The organism is Escherichia sp. E2586, from assembly GCF_005781105.1.
Taxonomy (GTDB): domain Bacteria; phylum Pseudomonadota; class Gammaproteobacteria; order Enterobacterales; family Enterobacteriaceae; genus Escherichia.
This window is the reverse complement of the sequence record NZ_VATN01000035.1, coordinates 38,472-57,441: the sequence shown is the minus strand read 5'-3', so window position 1 is coordinate 57,441 and position 18,970 is coordinate 38,472. Positions and strand designations below refer to the sequence as shown.

The 18,970-nt window shown below is 39.9% G+C and carries 16 protein-coding genes; 6 read left to right on the top strand and 10 right to left on the bottom strand.

Annotation, left to right across the window (positions count from 1 at the left end; genetic code table 11):
* The 8 genes from FEK50_RS22855 to FEK50_RS22820 form a co-directional block, all read right to left on the bottom strand.
* Positions 1–2,013: hypothetical protein (locus FEK50_RS22855; RefSeq protein WP_138211682.1), on the bottom strand; the 2,013-nt coding region annotated here is incomplete at its 3' end.
* A gap of 305 nt (positions 2,014–2,318) precedes the next feature.
* On the bottom strand, positions 2,319–3,227 hold the full coding sequence (locus tag FEK50_RS22850; protein ID WP_131162597.1) for a hypothetical protein: 909 nt from the start codon (positions 3,225–3,227) through the stop codon (positions 2,319–2,321).
* Between the two features lie 4 nt (positions 3,228–3,231).
* A complete protein-coding gene (locus tag FEK50_RS22845; RefSeq protein ID WP_130209581.1) occupies positions 3,232–5,835 on the bottom strand; it encodes a fimbria/pilus outer membrane usher protein in 2,604 nt (867 codons plus the stop codon).
* A gap of 2 nt (positions 5,836–5,837) precedes the next feature.
* Complete coding sequence (locus FEK50_RS22840; protein WP_130209579.1) at positions 5,838–6,392, bottom strand: hypothetical protein; 555 nt, start codon at positions 6,390–6,392, stop codon at positions 5,838–5,840.
* Positions 6,393–6,487: 95 nt separating this feature from the next.
* Complete coding sequence (locus FEK50_RS22835) at positions 6,488–7,216, bottom strand: fimbria/pilus periplasmic chaperone (protein WP_130236387.1); 729 nt, start codon at positions 7,214–7,216, stop codon at positions 6,488–6,490.
* Between the two features lie 12 nt (positions 7,217–7,228).
* On the bottom strand, positions 7,229–7,942 hold the full coding sequence (locus FEK50_RS22830; RefSeq protein ID WP_130209575.1) for a molecular chaperone: 714 nt from the start codon (positions 7,940–7,942) through the stop codon (positions 7,229–7,231).
* A 1-nt stretch (position 7,943) separates the two neighbouring features.
* Positions 7,944–8,666 (bottom strand): molecular chaperone, encoded by a 723-nt coding sequence (locus FEK50_RS22825; protein WP_130236386.1) that lies wholly within the window; start codon positions 8,664–8,666, stop codon positions 7,944–7,946.
* A gap of 18 nt (positions 8,667–8,684) precedes the next feature.
* Positions 8,685–9,302: a fimbrial protein gene (locus FEK50_RS22820; RefSeq protein WP_130209571.1), complete on the bottom strand. Its 618-nt coding sequence runs from the start codon at positions 9,300–9,302 to the stop codon at positions 8,685–8,687.
* A gap of 1,099 nt (positions 9,303–10,401) precedes the next feature.
* Here FEK50_RS22820 and FEK50_RS22815 point away from each other — a divergent pair.
* From FEK50_RS22815 to FEK50_RS22805, 3 genes are all read left to right on the top strand, one after another.
* On the top strand, positions 10,402–10,773 hold the full coding sequence (locus tag FEK50_RS22815) for a winged helix-turn-helix domain-containing protein (RefSeq protein WP_130209569.1): 372 nt from the start codon (positions 10,402–10,404) through the stop codon (positions 10,771–10,773).
* Between the two features lie 827 nt (positions 10,774–11,600).
* Complete coding sequence (locus tag FEK50_RS22810; RefSeq protein ID WP_130236385.1) at positions 11,601–12,053, top strand: hypothetical protein; 453 nt, start codon at positions 11,601–11,603, stop codon at positions 12,051–12,053.
* Positions 12,054–12,563: 510 nt separating this feature from the next.
* Entirely contained in the window at positions 12,564–12,908 is a 345-nt protein-coding gene (locus FEK50_RS22805; RefSeq protein WP_130209565.1) for a hypothetical protein, read from the top strand.
* A 418-nt stretch (positions 12,909–13,326) separates the two neighbouring features.
* On the opposite strand, the gene FEK50_RS22800 is transcribed toward FEK50_RS22805, so the two are convergent.
* A complete protein-coding gene (locus FEK50_RS22800) occupies positions 13,327–14,538 on the bottom strand; it encodes a conjugal transfer protein TraF (protein WP_167850505.1) in 1,212 nt (403 codons plus the stop codon).
* Between the two features lie 844 nt (positions 14,539–15,382).
* On the opposite strand from FEK50_RS22800, the gene FEK50_RS22795 reads away from it, so the two are divergent.
* The 3 genes from FEK50_RS22795 to FEK50_RS22790 all read left to right on the top strand — a co-directional run bounded on the left by FEK50_RS22795 (position 15,383) and on the right by FEK50_RS22790 (position 17,047).
* Positions 15,383–15,922 carry a C40 family peptidase gene (locus FEK50_RS22795; RefSeq protein ID WP_130209563.1) on the top strand — a complete coding sequence of 180 codons (540 nt, stop codon included), beginning with the start codon at positions 15,383–15,385 and terminating at the stop codon, positions 15,920–15,922.
* A gap of 482 nt (positions 15,923–16,404) precedes the next feature.
* Entirely contained in the window at positions 16,405–16,665 is a 261-nt protein-coding gene (locus FEK50_RS24620; RefSeq protein ID WP_240730454.1) for an Ig-like domain-containing protein, read from the top strand.
* On the top strand, positions 16,625–17,047 hold the full coding sequence (locus tag FEK50_RS22790; protein WP_240780290.1) for a hypothetical protein: 423 nt from the start codon (positions 16,625–16,627) through the stop codon (positions 17,045–17,047). Before FEK50_RS24620 ends, FEK50_RS22790 begins: the two co-directional genes overlap by 41 nt.
* Positions 17,048–17,381: 334 nt before the next feature.
* Here FEK50_RS22790 and FEK50_RS22785 read toward each other — a convergent pair whose 3' ends face one another.
* The gene (locus FEK50_RS22785; protein ID WP_165382768.1) at positions 17,382–17,909 is read right to left on the bottom strand and encodes a polymer-forming cytoskeletal protein; all 528 of its coding nucleotides are present in this window, start codon (positions 17,907–17,909) and stop codon (positions 17,382–17,384) included.
* Positions 17,910–18,970 lie beyond the last annotated feature (1,061 nt).

The following is an 18,970-nucleotide window of genomic DNA, read 5'->3' as shown; positions in this document are numbered from 1 at the left end:
AACCGCGCCGTCTTTACAGACAAATTCCGGTGCACGATAGGTCCGCTTCACCCCGTCCGGTGCGGCAGGCTGGTCCTGCGGAATTTCAAATTTGATTTCCTGCAGACGGAGATAATTCACCCCTTTGTGCAGATAGGCATTTTCGACAAGACAGGCATGGATGTAATAAGTCTTTCCGGCCTCGAAATTAGATTCGGTAAAATACAGGGCGATATCGGGTGCGCCACCACTGGCTTTAAGCGGGATCTGCGTTTTTCCCAGTAACGTCAGTGGCGTGTAGTGGTTCTTTTTCTGTATCTCTTTTCCGGCAAACAGATACACCGCGCCGCCGAGCAGGTCGTGCTCCTTCACCGCCTCCCAGTTAGAAAGCAGCGGAAATGTCGCCAGGCCATAGCTGTCATCACCGGGGCGCGCCTGAGGGTTCTGCCCTTCTGCCACGCTGACAGCTGGCGCCGTCGCAGCCTCCCAGGCACTGTTGATAAAAAAGTTCGCGGTGTTGACCATCGTCCCGACGCCATAAATCCCGGCGCTGAACGCGGTAAGCAGCGTGCGGTTTTCCCGGGGCTGCACGTTAATGACAGCGCTCCCCAGGTCGTCCAGCATGACGTAAAAATAATCCCCACTGGTTCTGTCTGCCGCACAGGGGACAATTTCACTGAACGAGGCGTCGCTGATGATGGCATCTTCAGTAATGCGGGTCACGAGGGGATAAAAACAGGCCTGGGTGTTTCTGAGTCCCGGCACGGTCAGTCGCCAGGTCATGGTGGGACGAGAAGATAATGGTCGCGTGCTGTCATTGCTGTAATCAATTAACACCGGTGTATCGGCAGCAAAAGTGACGTCAACATCAATATCGGCATCCCAGGCTACATTCCAGGTCACGGTTTCAGAGGCAAGCGGAATGCCGCTATTGTCCAGGCAGCAGGAAACCGTCCACGACAATTGGTCACCTTTCTTCAGGCTGTCATTCACAGTCAGTAAGCAGCCGCCATATAAGGTATTGCCGTCCTGCCACCAGTAGATATCAGGAGGATAAAAATTCCCCCGGTTTAATTTAAATGGACATTCGGTTCCGGAAAAACTTTCACCGGTTTTCAGTTGATACTGGAAAGTGGCATAAACCGTCTGCCCGGGAAAGATATTACTGTTATTTTGCGGGCTGATTATAATTTCGGATTTGGGTTGAGAATTAGCCTCCCGACAACGTAACGGTGCAGATAAAAAACCAGATGTATTAGCTCCATAAGCCCAGACAGCTCGATTATTAATTTCACTCTCAGTAAATGGCATTTTAGCTCGATTATTTTCATCTACCGAAACCCCGACCAGATCTTTTGCCTCATGTATGTAAATAGCATCTTCACGAAACCCAAAATACACTTTTTTACTTAACTGTGGGTATTCAAGATCATAAACTGATGGATAGTAAATTACTGTATCAGTGATATCTCTATAGTTACCTGTGGAATTAGTTACCACTGGATAATCATACAGCGGTGAAAGATTTAGTGGTTCGAAAGTGTCATCAATATTCATTACGGCTCGAATATCAACATCATCAACAATAAAAACCAATTCAACGACTGCATAAGTATATGGTCCAACTGTATTTCGTTTAGTTTGGCTGTTCCCTTTTTTTATCAGACAAGGGAGCAAGCCAGCGAGATACTCACCATTGCTGTCAATGTTTACATTAGTCCAGACACTAACCTCAGGATTACTTTGCTTCAAATCTCCAGAGTAGTTTATTACTGGTTCAAAACCGTTATAATCAGAGACTGTATGAAATGTAATAGCATCTACACATAGCTTTATTTGTTTTCCAGAAACAGGATTACCATATTTATCAGTTACCTTCAAAAGATAATAAATATGATATTTTTCGATATCCCCAAGATACCCAAGGTCAGCACTGTCGAAGTATAAGCCTCCTCTATAAACACCTTTACGCATGCTTAATGTGACTGTTAACCCATCATGCGTGGTTTTTTTTTCATATACTGTTGAAGTCATATCAAAACCTTGATCCTTTGCTCTCTGATTAGATTCAACAAGATTAATAAAAATCAAAATAAATAAAAAACCATAAAACAGTTATAATAAACAGTAATAAGTATTACAGGCTATCGTTTAAATTAATCATTAAAATATAATTGAAAACACCCACATATAAACTGGTTAGAAATGGTGCTTTAAAGGGGAATAATTTTAATTGGAATAATGGCAGTAAAATAATATAAAACATAGTATCAGCCGTGCATATGCATAATGCTATGGATTTAATCCTGAAGAGAGTGTTGATATAAAAAAACTAAATTCTAATAATAATATATATCCACATATGCTTTAGCCGAAATATCTCTGGGGTTTCCGCTGTTATCTCTGATTTTCCATAACGTGGTATAGTTTTTTGTATTCGTCGTCTGACCATTTTTAAACTGCATAACATCATTCATAGTAAAACCGGTTTGCGGATCATCGCCGGGATCGGCAACACTGCCAGGATAAGGAACATATTCACCCAGTAACGAACAATCAGTAGAACAATTAAATTTACTAAATCGCACAGAATAGCCCAGTTCAGTATCCATCGAAGGGGTTGCCCCAGAACAATTAACCCCAACATCAATGCTCATCTGTTTTGACTCACTATTCGGTTTTATAATCCCCATATCTATAGTGTTTTGAGGAGTAATAAGATAACAGTAAACAGAACCAGTATCTTGTGGTACGGTCTTATTATTGATTGCGACATAACCATCCAATTCCCATGCGTCTGGCTGGCCCTGATAATCACTAAATAACCCGGCAACGTATAATCCAGGCTTCACTATTTGGTTGGAATTATTAAAAAATATCTGACATAAAATTTGTCCTGCTCCTGCATTAAACAAATATCCCAAAGGGTAATAAGAGCTCATATCTGTTCCTGTAGGGGACAACACTTTTCCCAATGGTGAAGGAGGCGTGTTCAGAAGTCCGTTACAGCTCACGGAAATATCGACAGTAATGGAACTCCCAATGGACAGTGCAAATTTTCGATTATTTTGTGTTTGGTAACTACAGCGAACACCAAGCGCAACAGGAAAAACAGCACCTTGTGTATGACTTATGCCAGTAATTTCGCATTGCGCCTGGCTGCCATCAGAGACAGATGTTGCTAAGAATGATGCTGCGTGGGAACAAGAACAGACCATAAGGAACAGCAGGAACATAAATCTGAACATAAGTTTATCTCGAGGAAAGGGGGTGTTGATGACAAGTCAGGGTTAATTCATCTAAATAACGGTCGGAATCGTGCGGTAGTTTGAAAGATGTACTGCACTGTTTATTTATTTCACTACCCCATATAACGTGTAAGTATCCTTCATCAGTTAATCCGGATAAGTAAACTTCACCATTTTCACCAACAATTCCCGCATTCCCTTTATTATGATCCGTCGCTAGACTTACTATCGCACCAAAAGGGACAACACCTCGCTGATAATGCAACGTTATAATGGCCTGCCTTCCGGTGCGTACGGGATATTCTGCAACAACAACAGCACCTTTTGTCGGCACAACGCGTCTTCCGGTTTCCGTTAACATAACGTGGCTATCCAGACCATCAGGATCGAGATTAATAGCGTTATAGCGATAATTAGTGAGTGATGGAACCACGGCATAACCTCGCCAATCAGTATTTTCGTGAGTATTAACGATATGAACCCCGGAAGCGCCGGGGGCGCGGATCAGAGCAATACTATCCCCTAAAACAGGTGCCAGCGTCACTCCCCAAGGATGGATGACAACGCCGCCAGTAGCACTGGCGCTCGCCGTCTTCTGATGATGACTCCAGTCATAGGCAAATTGCGCATTACCCGTACTTCCGTCATACCCCATGTTTAACATTGTCATCGCATCCTGGCCTTGTGACGATGACTGTCCAAACTCATAATTCCAGTTGTCATTTAACATTCCGGAAAGGCTGGCCATTTGACTAAAATCCCCCCGAGGGTCGCGAATTGCCTGATAACTGAGATCACCATAACGGGAATTTGAATTGGATGAGAAGGTATCCAGCGGTACTGAAAGGTTAAAAGAAACCTCACAATTCTTTTTCTGCCCTGGCATGGTGAGCTGATTTTTATTAACGGAGATGTTTAACGACAGAGAAACCGAACTAACAGACAATCCATATCCAAAACTAAAACGGTTATCAGTTTCACTTGAATTCCAGTAATCCTCATGAATTGCGCTAAGATTCAAATTTCCCCAATGACTAAAATTTTGTCGCAAAATGATTTGTTGTAAATTCCGGCGACGCCTTCTGTTTCTGTATAATGCACCTAATACCTGACTCCCCATTAAAGAAGTTATAACAGGTAAAGTCTGACTATCCATGAAGGACATATAACCACGCGACGCATAACGAAAATCGTAGATATCAATAGTTGTACCCGTAGTAAGAAGATTTTTTGAGTACTTAAGTCGCCATGCATTACCCGATACCGTAGAACTATGAGGTTGGCTTGCATGAGACCAGGTATTATCAATCGATACAGCGCCCAATTCTCCCAGTGAAACGCCAGCACCTGCCGTCATGGCTACATAATTTCGAGAAAGCAAAAAGCCACCATAGCCAGTAGTGTTTGCAGGTAAACCATAAATAAGAGTTCCCTGTTCGAATGCTGGTTTAACATCCTTATGATAAGAGTTAAATATAGCTTTCCCCATCTCAAACTCATATTCAGCATGGCCATTTCGCTGCATGACGGGGAGTCCGGTATAGGGTTGAACCCACTGCTGGGTATTACCATTTGCTTCCCGGACAATTACCGTCAACTCACCGCTATTCATTGTCTGTGGGATATCTGTTAGCCGGAAATCTCCAGCAGCAACGGATGTCTGATAGATGAGATTATGATTCTGATAAATACTAACCTGCGCACGCGAGCTGGCAATACCAGAAATAACAGGAGCAAAACCACGTTGATTGTCAGGTTTCATGTCATCACTGGATCTCAACTTAAGACCTGTAAAATTAATACTGTCCAGTATGTCATTTTGTGTCCAGGTTTCTCCCAGAGTAAGTTCACTCTTTAATTGTTTTAGATCTCTCGCAATATATCGGTTAGAGAATGTCGGTGAATTTGCCTGTTGCGACCATGTAATGGAACTGCGTAACCGCCATGGTCCCCAATTTGCACCACCTTGTGATGAAAGAAAAAAAGAACGCATTCTTGCATGTCTGTTGGAGAAATCAGCATCACTTTGCATACCACTGAACATATAGTTAAACATCAGAGCGGGTATGCCGTCATCCCATTTGTCAACTGCAGGAAGCTGAGAGGATTCAGATGATTTCATTACTATTTGAGGAATCTCAACATTAAGTTTTAGTTTCTGCTGTTCAAAACGAAGCGTTGCGCCAGGAATAACACGTGACAAATCATCAATGTATTCACCGTTTTTTAAAGCTGCAAGTGCGTCATTACTATTAGTATTAACGCCCCAACGACTAAGTTGTTCGCGGTTTAACTGCGCAGTCAGTTTTTCTCCGTGGGGAGATACCTTAAACTTAACCATTTCTGAAGATATCCATACAGTATTAACAATAACATCAACCAGATATGTTCCTTCAGCAAGTGATGATTCCTTTTCAAACTGACTAAGGTCTATTTTTTCTATGCTGCCCTGCTGGTCTGTCACCAGTAGATCAGGATCGAAATAATCTTCAGCATGACACGATTTCTGGGAAAAAAATGGCCCAACAATCATTAATATTAATGATAATCTGAGAAGGTTTGTTTCGACTCTGGATAAGAGCAGATCAATAAGTTTCTTATGATTCATGATTAGATGAAGAATAATGTGATATCTAATGCAGCGTGAAATTGACCATTTCCGGAATCACCATCAGGCGGAACACAAATGCCTGTGAATAGTTTTGCCTTGCTATCATTCAATGAGTGGAGTTCACCTGAAGGAGCTGGCGTTACTGGCCAGGGAAGTAAATTTGCAGTAAGATTATTATAATTAATCACATTACCCTGGTTACAATGTGCAATGTTGGGTGCCGTAAATTGATCGGTAAAATTAAAAACAGCGGATAACTTAACATTTTTCGAATCTGCTGCACGGAAAGTGCGATCAGTATCTGCCACCTGCCCGCTAAAACCAACCATCACATTCTTTCCCGCATCAATGAGGCCTGTGCAGTTATTCAGAGTTAGTTCGAGAATATCAAGCGGATAGACATTATTTGGACCTACAGCAGCCAGTACCGATTTATTTATCGTCGTTTCAACCTCTGTTTTATCCAGAGAGATATCGCATGTTGTGGCTTCAACAACTGCATGAAAGTTTAAATATGCATATTCCTCTAAAGGAGCAGATGTCGGAGTTGGCATCGTAATTGCCTGCGTAACAACAGGGGCAAAAAAAATCAGAATGCTACAAAAAATATAGGGGAATTTTCTTATCAAAACATTCATATCACAACTCGCTAAAAATCCATTTGATATAAATCAGATGGCACACCAGAGTCATCCCGAAAACGCCATGAAACCTGATGCACGCCAGGTGAGCAATGTTGAACAGAAGTATTTATTTCCAATTTACCATAAGGTGGTACGGGTCTAATAAGTAGAGACTTTTTTATCTTATACTTATCAATAAATAGCTGCGTCACTTCCCTGTAATAACCCGAGCGATTTAAAATATTTAATTCACCATTATTGCAAGAAAAATAAATATCTTTTTCCTTAATTGAATCAAACATCGGGCGCCAGTAGACCCTGATGTTATAAGCAGTGACTAAGCGTAACTTAACCGAATTATACATTTTAATTTCAGATGGTATTAGTCTTAGCGTCAAATAGTATAAACTTTCTCTGCTTGATGGTAAGAGAATCGCGCGTGACGGCACTGCAAGTAAAGACACTAAGGTATCATCACCGGCACGTAGTTCGTGGACAGGAGGAGAAACTATAAAGGGTGAGACTTGATTATCATTAGCTGCCATACCCGTTTTAGGATCGTAACTTTGAATTACTGCCTGTAATAAATAATGCTCGGCTGTATGGTTAACCACCCTGAGCACGATTTTATTTAAATGTGAAGAGAAGACCAGTTTAGTTTTATTAATGAAAATACCCTGTGTAGTCTCATCGCACAACCCTTTGTTTGTTATTACTATTATAAGAAACACAACTATCTTGCGCAGAAAGGGCATAGATATCCTTTGTTATAATAAATTGTACGTCATCATTCTGGTTTCACCGCCCTGACCATTGATGAGGGTCCATTTAATTTCATCCCCTGACGATGTTATTACCTTATCAAGTGTAATTTTACTAAAAGGGGTTATTGTTCTCTGTTTACCATCTAATGCTATTTCTGTTCCATTGACAAAAACTCTGCTAAGCGTCATAAAATACGGACTGGTATTGCTGATCGTCAACGCATGTTCTTTTTTCGTAAATGATAATAATGAAACAGACTTCTCCCACGATACATTAAGGTCAGCGGGACGTGAAAGAAGTTTAATAATTAAACTCAGTGATACCGATAGCTGCTGTTTGACTTTGTTCAGTTCAAAAAATTTTTTATCAATTGCAGGTATGCTCTTGAAAACAATGTATTGTAATGTTTCTTGATTATGTTGCCATACCGGTTGCCGACGAATTATCTGTACTGTTTGCGACTGACCTGATGGCAATTTGAAAATCGGTGGCAAAATGTAAAAATTTTCCGAGGGTGTTAGTTTCTCTGTACTGCCGAGAGAATGAACAATTCCGCTCTGCACAAGCCAGGTATATTTACTGGTATTGCTAATCACTATCTCTGTGCTGTGCAATGTAGAGCTCATAATGACCCTGGTATGATCAATACTTAACCCATCAGCATGACTTTTTACAGGTAAACATAAGATAATGAACAAAAAGTACAGGGTGCGCATATTAATGAACTTTTCCCTGATGCATTTCTGCCATACCAAGATCGTTGAGAGTGACCCATGACACCTGTCGGTTGTTCCCAATTTTTGTGGACGTTAGGTCTATAGACTCAAAGGGAGAGATCATCCCCATATTTTTCAGAGTAATAGTAGCTATACTATTATGACCAAAAAAGAGGTCATGAAGCGAAATGTAATACGGACTATTATTCATAATTTTGACGCCCGTAGCAGTACGATTAAATACAATTTCTTTGGCTGCTTCATCAGCCCCCTCTTCCGTCAATCCAACTGGACGGTAAAACATTTTTATTTGTGAGGATAAAGAAAATATAATTCCAGCCTGAGTTTCAGGTAGTATCACATCTTGTAATGGTTCTGATGTGATAATACCACGAGAGATAAAATAAAAAACTGACTCTCTATCACGGGGAAGTTTGTCAACATTTTCCAACGCAATCATTTTGACTATTGATTCATTTCTTGGCGAAACTTTTTCAATTCCAGGAAGTACTTTAAAGTACTGACTATCCGGTTTACCGGCACTAACTCTGGTAATATAACTTTGCATCAACCAGGTATTGTCAGTATTATTTCTCAAACTTACCGAAACTGATGTCTTTCCTGCTGGATAAATTATCCTTAACGCATTAATTCCAATCCCATCTGCCCATGCAGATGGCAATAAAAAAAGAAACAACAAACTCAGTGAAAATTTAATCAACATAACCCTTTTACCGTATGCTTATTGGTAAATCATCATAAAATCCACAGGCACTTTAATATGCTGAGCAGACGCAGTATTCGCATTTATCGCCTGTAATGATGCGGTCAACGTTGTTTGTTTTCCATCAATTGAACTTATCACATCGCCTTTAGACACGTTGGCCAACTGAATATAATCATTGTTTTTAATTTCTGTCATAGTGGATGTATTGGCCGCAAAATCATACACACGACCTTTGAGAACCACGCCAACATCGTTTATCCCGGTATTACTCCATAATGTTGGCTCACCAGGAATACCCATTCCTGGACTAAATAATACTTCAGCATAAACCCCTCCATCACCCGGAACAGTTCCTTGTGAACTACCGGACTCGGTACAATTAGAGGCCCTTAAGTCAAAAGATTTTGTTCCCACATCTGTTTTTGACTTTGCAAAATCATTTTTTGAGAACGTACCTAATACTATGCTTTCATTTGATACACTAATATCGCATGTTGTTTCCGAAATTTCTGCATAGACATCAATATGAGCTGGTTTGCCAATTGCTATAGCGTTATTCCATACTCCCATTGTAACTATAGCCGTCAGAATACTTAGCGAATACCAATATTTCACAATAATTACCTTACTCATTATTTACAACAATAGCTAAATTCCCTTGTCATTCCTGAATCCAGTTACAAAACTAAAACTCACTTTCAGGAAAATATATCGCTAACAATCAAAAAATCTCGTAATTGAGTATATACAGCTCTGTAAATCAGAAATAGTATCAGAAACAAGATAAAAAAAGAAAAAAACAAGATATATTTCAAAACAATAATTACGCCTTTTAGCTAAATTCCTGGATTAAAATTGTTCACTAAAAAAAATAAAACACTATACCTGTACTCATTGAAGCTATTTGATTTTATCCTTTCTGAGGATCATGCTACGCAACATGAAGTTGTCATCATCCATCAACAATAAGTCGGGCCAGGAACACCGGTACATCAGGAGGTGTGGTAAATGAGCTGGCGATGGTATTGACGACTTCTGAACGATGAAGCTCCATTATGATTGCCAGAGCTCAGCGCCAGCATAAACCACCGTAGATTGGTCACCTTATCCACGAGTTGATGAATAAAGGCTGTAAACGGTAGTTCTGCGGTAGACTGGTTATGGTCGTGGACGAAATCTGAAGCATCGATAACAGCTAATCATTTGTTGGTATGCACCCATCTATGTGTTTCATATCCCTCACTTAATCAATGAGATAAAAAAGATCAGCCTGATATTGTCAATATCAGGCTCATGTATCATCACTGTACAGTCTTCATATGAATCCGATACGGTAAATATGAAAATTAATGAATGGGCATACTTGCAACAACCTGCATTTCGTCAGTGTACAAGAATTCAGGGATTCGATGTCGCCCCCCCCCCTTCCTGATATAGCGACGCTGATGGCATCCCGAATTATTACTTATTTTAAGATAGTGAATAAATCACCTTAGGTTCTTTGTGTATAGTTCATTTCGTTAAGTAATTTTATCTTGCTTATTAAACTTTTGATTTACATAAGTGCCTGCCAAAATTCACATAAGAAATCACCAGGGACATAAAAAACAATTATGACAGTATCAGAATTCTGTTATCAGGTGGTTATTAATCATTATGTTTTAACCAGTTTCACGTATTGATAATAGATTAATGTTTATATGGTAATACATATTTGGCAAGGAGATATAATATGAACCCTGAATTGAATTTTGATGATGAAACCGGTGTGCTTATGTTTGGAAAAAAATCGACCAGATTAAGCCCAAAAGAAGCGGCGTTGTTTTCGTTGCTGCTGCATAAGCAGCAGTCAGATAGTATTCTACCACGAAATGAGCTTGCTCAATCTGTTTGGGGAGAACGATGGGAGGTGATCAGTAATAATAATATTCAGCAGCTTATTCTTCAGCTTCGTAGAAAAATTGATGCTGTCGGTGGACCAGTGATAATTGAAAACATTTACAAACGAGGTTATAAAATGACCATTCATGCACAAGGAGCTGGAAATACGATAAGACGTAATTTAATCACTCGATTTGTTTCACTAATATTAAATTTTATTTGAGTTCACGCTACACACACTATACCTATAATTATTTATGTAGCCTAATAGTTTAATTCCTTATTAGTGACATTAGAATAATTAAATTTCAATATTATGCAATGCTTTAGCTATTGTTCCTCTGTGCATCCAGATGGCAGGGGAATATTTTTTATTAACACTGCAATATAGCAACCACAGTATCATTTCTGACAAAACGCTTACAGGTCATATAATTAACATACAAATCATTTATTAACTAATTTGACAAAACTATAATTGAAGAAACAAGCTACCATTGGCATAAACGTTCTTCTTCATTTTTATTTATAAATCACTGAAATGTTATTTTTTAACTAATAATCAAGAATAATTGTAGTTACTCTCTATATTCCACAATCTTTTGATTATCGGCGTTATTGTTTTTTTAAATTTTTACTCAGCTAATTTGTCAACAGGAAATGTAGCACTATTGAGCCTTTCATTTGCTTTAATAACCAGGTTGTATCACAACCTTACCTTTGAATATTAACAAGTTCAGGTCAATGACGAGGCTCACCTTGCATGATTCCTCAGCTCCCCTCGTTATCTTTGGCTACGTCCAGAGTTACATGGTAAATTTTAAACATGTTCCTTTATATGGTTTGGTACCCGATCATAATGTGCACTTTCAATAAGTTATAACCAAAACCACATTCTTCAGTAACTTGTTATTCTTAATTGATACAATCAAATGACAGGTGATGCCAGATTTCATAATTATCATCAAGATTTTATTTTTTTTCGTGTGAAAATGAATGTATCTGATAGATCAATAACCCTGGATTTTATTGTTTTTAATGGAGAATTATATGATAACAAAGATGACAACCAGGTTACTTTTTGCCGGCACACTAATTCTTCCCGCTTTTGCTTTTTCTTCAGTTCTTACGGCACAGCAAAAAAATTATCTTGAAGAAATTATGGCGGCACAAATCAGTAATGAACAAGATAGAACAGCGATCAAAAATGAGTGGACCGAAGCACATCAGGTAGCAGAATTCCTGTGCCTCCCCGTTGCAATGACTGTTATACAAAAACATGAATCTCTCGTCGAGAAAGTCACACTCAGTGACGGGGAACAAAATAGTTTAATATTACATACTCCTATCAGACTAACTGGCAATGGCCAATACCTTATTTACGGGTCGAAATGGATCCCATTTTATTTCCGCTGTGATCTATCTTCTATCACTGGCAAAGTGACCCGCTTTGTAATTGATCATCATACTCCATATCCTCATAGAAATGCCGTTTTACAATAGCCCCCCCCGCCAACTTCACATTTATCATAGATAAATCATTCCTGTTACCAGGCAGGAATGAGTATTATTCCTGCTCACTCTCTGATGATATATACCTTTTTTTGTTACAGTAACTTCAGGTTACCCGCCCCCACGATTTCCGCCGTATATGCCACTGTTGTTCCTCTTATTTTTCTATGTCCATTTCATACTCAGCCATAACTGAGTTTACGATCTGAACTATCGTAGCCTAGTTTTCGTCATCATTTCGCAGCCAGGATGATAAACAGCAGTCTTATGCCAGTTAGCATCTAAGCGCCAGAGGATTATGACACGTTTAACCACCTTCAATGATCACAGACATAAGTAATCAACTGTATTGAATATCTGATATAAATCTTCTATTTTTATATTATTTTTATTACACTGGTCAATAATAAGTATTTCGCTTCGACAATACTGTTCAGTTAGACAAACGTAGTGTGTGTGATATAAGAAGTAGATACTCAAGCAGAACATAAGGAACATGATATGAAAAAAATACACGTCCTACTACTAGTCTCATTCATATTATCAGGATGCACAACAGAATGGCAACGCACTCGCTCTGATGCCCAGGATCTTTCAACTGCACAATATGAATGCGGAACATTGGCTGAAGAGAAATATCCCGTTAAGAATAGAGTAGCGGAAAGAACAGTTTATGAAGCACACGTCGAAAAATGTCGCAACAACAGGCACTGCAAAAAAAAGTATGATAGCTCACCAACCTTACGAAGTTATGTGATTGATGTCAATGAACATACTCGTTATGAGTGGATAGAACTTTGTATGCAACAAAGGGGATGGATATCCAAAGTTAAAGTGCTTATGTAAGGTAAGTGATAAGAATAATTATCAGGCAATGGCCCTATATACACAATTTTTAATCCTGTTAATAATGATTCTTGTGTGAGGTAATTCCTGCTACAACCGTCCTACTCATTGTTCGATTTTCCCACCATGTATCATGGTGGGTATTTTTTATCTCAAAAGAAAATATCATCTAAATATGATTACGCTCGATTATCTTTATCGTTAGAATTTTAGTCAGTGCGCATTTTGTATTCTTCAATATATCCCTGTTCATTACCGATACATTATTGTATTGCTATATAATTCCCCCCTACTGACATCATACATCGACAGCTGCCACAAAAACTACGGGCATACGCTTCACTATATTTGTCACAGCGCCGCTATATGCCCGTACTAAAACAGTAATATGTTACTGTAAGCCGGATTCTGTTTTCTGTCAGAAAGTCTCGCTTAATTGAGCCACAGCACCATATGTCCGATCAGTGCCCACCAGGCCTGCCAGATCCAGATGTACCATATTAAAAGGTGAAATGCCGATACCGGCAGTAAAGGCGCTACCCTCTGAAGAAGCGATGTTCTGACGATAGCCCGCACGTAGTTGCACCCAATTCCAGGCGTTAACTTCAGCCCCCATAGCCGCAAACTGGCGCTTTGTATCATGGGTAAAACCACTGGCCGGCGTCAGATCTACATCCAATGCAGTCGTCACGATTCCGTTATGCCATGAGCCCCCGGCAGTTACCTGTGGGCGAATCCTGAAGGTTTCTTTCAGCCCGTTAACTTCTTTCGTATCAATACTACGGGGAACAATATTTTGCCCAGCCAGACCCAGCATCCAGTGTTCATTCAGCTCAGTAGCAAAACCAATGTCGGCATTAATACCGGGAGTATTATTACGGTATTCATGGCTACGGAAATCGTGGCTGTCGTAATTCTGTACCGTGGTATTGTAATTAAACAGATCCACACGCTGATATTTCGGAGTTACGCCAAGAGAATACCTGAGCCCGTTCGTCTCAAACGTCCTAGCAATAGCAATCCCGACATCACTCACTGCCGCCGCACGACCATAGGCCCGCGATGTCAACGTATCAGTATCGCTCGCTGTTGGAATAATTTTGCCCTTAGTCACATCATCCAGATATTGCAGATCGTGGTCGCTGACCTTTCCTTCCACCGTTGCCGTCCCCCATGACTTCAGTATCAGGGCAAAAGGTAATTGACTGTTCGGAACTGTCGCGACCATGCCTACACTCGCCAGCACATTCACCTGTGTATTTTTAAATTTCTCCAGTTGATGTTGCAGATCGGTCGCGGCCCCCAAAGGCGCGACTGCACCAGATAGAGCTGCATCATAGCGATCCCAGGCATCTTTCACGGCATCCACATCGCTCTGCAAATGGTCGGGATCCGATACCTGTACTCCGACTGACGGCAGAATCATGCTGAAATCATCGGAAGCGGTGGCACTCGTCATCAGTGCCGGATTAGCGAGTGCTGCCGCACAATAATGAGACGATGCAACTCCCGTCCCTCCCATAGCATCATTACTGGCTTCCATATAGGTCGTAGACGACTGAGCATTACCAGACAGAGCAGTAAAAAAAGCACAGGTCAGCAGAGAATACTGACTTAGCGTAAATTTCATTTTTATTTTCCTGGCCAAAAGAATGAATTGTTTTTAATAAAAATCCCACCGAAGCTATATACAGGCATCGCCCCCAAAAAATAGTGCGTAGTTATCACGAAGGGAGATTCTGATATTTAATCGATGCCGAAACAGATTGTTTCCTATAACTCAAGACACCTAACCAATCGGTAAGTTCACGGATATTAATCGCAGTAACTAATAATCTTTTTTTAATACTCTGAGGCTGGTTCAGCACTACCATGTCCAGCATCAGACAATGCTTACTTATTGATTTTAATGAATATAACTTACATAAACGACAATGTGTATTTAATTTACGACTTACAAGCACGCCATTCCTGTGTTACGCAGGACTCTCATATTTTCCGTATTTTGCACATTATTTTATTTATGTTTATTTAAATTCATTCAGTTATGATTTTTTATCAAACATCATATTTTAGCCTTATGTAAAATAAAATCACCACCACCGTACAATTCATTAACAAATAAACCATTGATGATATACAAAAATAGTCACACCAAACAGTAAATTACTTTAAGAAAACACAATTCGTATTTCACGTTCTAATCCATCACTGAATAGGAAAGCAGATTCATTGTAACAGCTCCTGCTTTATGACTTCCCATCAGAATTTCATCACGACACCATCAGGATATTCCAGTCTCCCGTTGCAATGATAGACGAACAAAATCCGATCTTTTCTACCCGTTCAAAAGCCGGTCCAGAGTTAACAGTTTTTCACATCGTGCCAACTCCCGGGTTCAAAGAGATCTTAAAGAAATCATCGGATGAATTTACAGCATCGGAATTTCTACATATTAACGAGAGGTCTACATTATGTATCGACATCATCGTTCTTTATTGTTTTTACTGATGTTAGGTTACCATGCCTCAACACTGGCATCGCCGGTACACCACATCAGACACACTCCTGTCGTCAATCATCATCGCAAAACAAAAACATCCCACTCGACAAGACAGCATAAATTGTCGCCCAATACAGTCTTCATTAATACGCTGATGGCACAACTGGGTAAGCCATATCGCTGGGGAGGCGCTTCCCCTGAAACCGGATTTGATTGCAGTGGTCTTATCTGGTACGCGTGGCGTAAGAATTTTCACATTACCCTTCCCAGGACCGCCGCCGGCATGTATTCCATGCCACAGGCACACCATGTTCCTTATATGCTTCTACAACCTGGTGACATGGTATTTTTCTCAATACATGGGGAACGTGTCGATCATGTCGGTGTTTATGTGGGAAATGGACATTTCATAGAAGCGCCACATACAGGGCAAAATGTCAAAATTGTCAGCCTGGAAAAAGATTTTTACCGCCGTCATTATCTGGGAGCAAGACGTCTGATGATTTCCTGAGGCGTTCCGATTCCGTATGCTGACCACACAAAAGCAGGGAGGACTTCAGTACATCCTTATACTGGACGGACTGGAGTTCTCCCTCCAATGGATATGTGCTTAGAAAGCGTCATATATATCCATCATTCTCTCTGGAGAGAGACCGCCCGGAAACGGGGAACACTTATGCGATCATCGAGAAGAACAATTCACCAGACATATCAAATTATTTCTATATCGCACACCACTTTATACCTATCAAATTAATTAACCAAATGATTTAAAACGATATTTATAGACTTCACCATAAGGATATAATAATTATTATTCCTATGGTAATAAATTATACAGTACATAAGATTGAATGAACGATAAGATAACCATAAACAGGTTAGTATATAAGCCATAAATAACATCGGATTTCATTTAATTTTATTAATATCCATAGTGTTCCATTCTACAGGAATAAAAATATTAATTTTACCAGCAATGAGGGGTTGTTTATGAATGCAATTACCGGTGTTTTAGTGGATGGATATATTTTTGATATTAAAAATTATATGATTGATGATTATCATTTTCCTAACACTCTGTTCCCTGGTGCTACCTTTAAGATGGTCATTGATGATGACCCGGCCAACAATACTAACGTAGCCTGGAAGTGTATTCCTGATAAAATACTGACTGTTAGTCAGGATGGCACAGTGACCTTTCCGAACGTGGATGAAAGTTGTTGTAGTAAATCGTTTTATATTTTTGCTTAGTGAATTTTTGTCAGGATATACCTTTACTGTAAAACGTTATTTTAAATATAGCAATAAAATTTATCACACAAAAGAAGGGGCTTTAACATGGATTGCAAGTGTAAAGGGACAACTTCCAGCACGGCGCGATATTAATGATTCCGATTTGAACAATTATGAACAATATAACAGGCGCGAGGTTAATACCGGCCTTTATCAGGAATGGGGCACATTGGCTAATGTTGGATGGAAATTAGAACCACAGTTAGATGGTTACTGTCGCATTTATACGGCTGAAAACGATGAATTTTATTGTGCAGAGAATAATAGACTAGATCAGCTCACTGATTCTGGGTATATCGTTCAGGCAGTAGCATTCTATGGCGAGCCTATAGCCAAGTAGTGAGAAAGGTTAAATTCCTTTGCTCACTGTCATTTTCATTATTGTAAAGTAAACAACCACTAAAATTATCAAAATACACGCAGTAAAAAAGGATCTTATAAAGATCCTTTCTTGCGCTATCCATACAGTCCTTATCCTTACCAAACCTGTCTGCAACACCAGACCGTACGAATGAGGACGTTTGAGGTACAATCTTACTGCATTTCGCTCGTTTTTATGCTCCAGGAAATCTGAAGCGTTTAACGTTCATAGCAGGAATCGATTACCTGTCTGTTGTAAATCCTGACCAGGCACTTTCACCAGTTACAGTTCTTAAATTGCAACCATGTGCAGATTATCGCTTCTCGCGTGATGCACATTTTTCTGGAACAACAGTGACGCTCTCACTTTTTAGCTCGACAATTTTTTGTTTTACGGGAGCCTGAGTTAATACTTCAGCTTTACCTGTAAAAACACCACCTTTCTTAATAGATAAAGAAATATAAACCAATGTTCCATCCAGACGGCCATTTTCATAAATATCAACAGAATCAGACTGACAATGCCCTTTTATATTACCATCCACAATTAACTCCCGGCTGGTAATATTTCCTTCCACGACACCATTGCGCATTATTTTCACCAACCCATCCTTAGCAATTACGTTCCCATTCACACAACCATAGATGTATATTTGTTTATTAGAATTTATATTGCCATCAAAGACGACATCACTGGCAATAACCGTGCTATCTGTCCCTGTCTCATTAGCTGAATTTCTGTTTTCCATTTTTTTTACAGTACTACCGACGTCTACAACACTTTCCGGTGTTGAAAGTATTTCTAATTTATCTTTTGCTGCCTTAGATTTGTTAAACATCATGAGTATCCTTTTCTGTAAAAAATGCGTTGAGAAAGAAAAAATTATGAGAAAAAACAATATCACTGCGATAAAAAACTTTCCTGAATACCAGAAAAATAATGCCAGACTCCAGGAAATGATTCCCGCATTCAGAAACATGTTGTTCGCTGTATAATTATGAGAAATAGAGTTCATCGGTGAAATCATCTGTAAACGATATCTTCGGGAAGATGCTTATCCCAAATGATGTTAAGGCAAGGTAACTTCCCCATAAATACAGTCGCCATTACTGTGATTGTGTACGCTACCTCATCCCACAATAACTGTGATGTATTGCTTCTCATCTCAACATATTTACTTTGATTTACAATAATCATGGACCGGGACATAACATACCTTCTTCAGTGGTTATACGACTGCAATGAGGATCGCTGCCGCAATGTACATTGACTCACTGTACAAATCGGCCCAGGGGGAAAATTCTAAAGGGTTGAGGTCATGCGCTAAACGGTAGGTAACCAGAAAGTGTCGTTGGCCATCTGAACAGAGATAATATGCTCTCCACAGAACATGACAGCCGATGGCGTAAAAAGTATCGCAACAATAACAACCATGAAGGGTGTAATGATGGGACTATAGCCTGATGGCGGCTCACGAAAGAACAGGGGTAGTTAGTTGCCAGCTGCCCACCATGGGTATAAACGCGGTGGTCCTGGATACACGCTATCTTGAATCACCTTAACTGGTTGAGAGATGGCCAGTTTTAGTTAATCAATACAAATCCACGTTAAGCGTTATGTGTTGATATCGATGCGAAGGTATTGAGAAAGTAGTGAGCCGTACAGGGTTAGCCTACCGGACATCATGAAACCGGCGCGAATGCCTTCGCCCCTGTACACCCATCATATGCGAAAGTGACCATGCTTAGGGCATAAAAAAACCGCTAATGCGGTATATGGCACGATGATTGTCGGGAGGCTAATCCCGGCCGCAGATTTACTACAGCACTGGAATATTCTACCAATGGCACATTTATGTCAATTCGGGTAATTACCGGGGAGTTATTCAAATGGTTAATGAGT

Excerpts from the sequence above, each read along its gene's own strand:
- FEK50_RS22850 (WP_131162597.1), bottom strand. The coding sequence starts at position 3,227 with ATGTTCAGATTTATGTTCCTGCTGTTCCTTATGGTCTGTTCTTGTTCC.
- FEK50_RS22845 (WP_130209581.1), bottom strand. The coding sequence starts at position 5,835 with ATGAATCATAAGAAACTTATTGATCTGCTCTTATCCAGAGTCGAAACA.
- FEK50_RS22840 (WP_130209579.1), bottom strand. The coding sequence starts at position 6,392 with ATGCCAACTCCGACATCTGCTCCTTTAGAGGAATATGCATATTTAAAC.
- FEK50_RS22835 (WP_130236387.1), bottom strand. The coding sequence starts at position 7,216 with ATGCCCTTTCTGCGCAAGATAGTTGTGTTTCTTATAATAGTAATAACA.
- FEK50_RS22830 (WP_130209575.1), bottom strand. The coding sequence starts at position 7,942 with ATGCGCACCCTGTACTTTTTGTTCATTATCTTATGTTTACCTGTAAAA.
- FEK50_RS22825 (WP_130236386.1), bottom strand. The coding sequence starts at position 8,666 with ATGTTGATTAAATTTTCACTGAGTTTGTTGTTTCTTTTTTTATTGCCA.
- FEK50_RS22820 (WP_130209571.1), bottom strand. The coding sequence starts at position 9,302 with ATGAGTAAGGTAATTATTGTGAAATATTGGTATTCGCTAAGTATTCTG.
- FEK50_RS22815 (WP_130209569.1), top strand. The coding sequence starts at position 10,402 with ATGAACCCTGAATTGAATTTTGATGATGAAACCGGTGTGCTTATGTTT.
- FEK50_RS22810 (WP_130236385.1), top strand. The coding sequence starts at position 11,601 with ATGATAACAAAGATGACAACCAGGTTACTTTTTGCCGGCACACTAATT.
- FEK50_RS22805 (WP_130209565.1), top strand. The coding sequence starts at position 12,564 with ATGAAAAAAATACACGTCCTACTACTAGTCTCATTCATATTATCAGGA.
- FEK50_RS22800 (WP_167850505.1), bottom strand. The coding sequence starts at position 14,538 with ATGAAATTTACGCTAAGTCAGTATTCTCTGCTGACCTGTGCTTTTTTT.
- FEK50_RS22795 (WP_130209563.1), top strand. The coding sequence starts at position 15,383 with ATGTATCGACATCATCGTTCTTTATTGTTTTTACTGATGTTAGGTTAC.
- FEK50_RS24620 (WP_240730454.1), top strand. The coding sequence starts at position 16,405 with ATGAATGCAATTACCGGTGTTTTAGTGGATGGATATATTTTTGATATT.
- FEK50_RS22790 (WP_240780290.1), top strand. The coding sequence starts at position 16,625 with ATGAAAGTTGTTGTAGTAAATCGTTTTATATTTTTGCTTAGTGAATTT.
- FEK50_RS22785 (WP_165382768.1), bottom strand. The coding sequence starts at position 17,909 with ATGATGTTTAACAAATCTAAGGCAGCAAAAGATAAATTAGAAATACTT.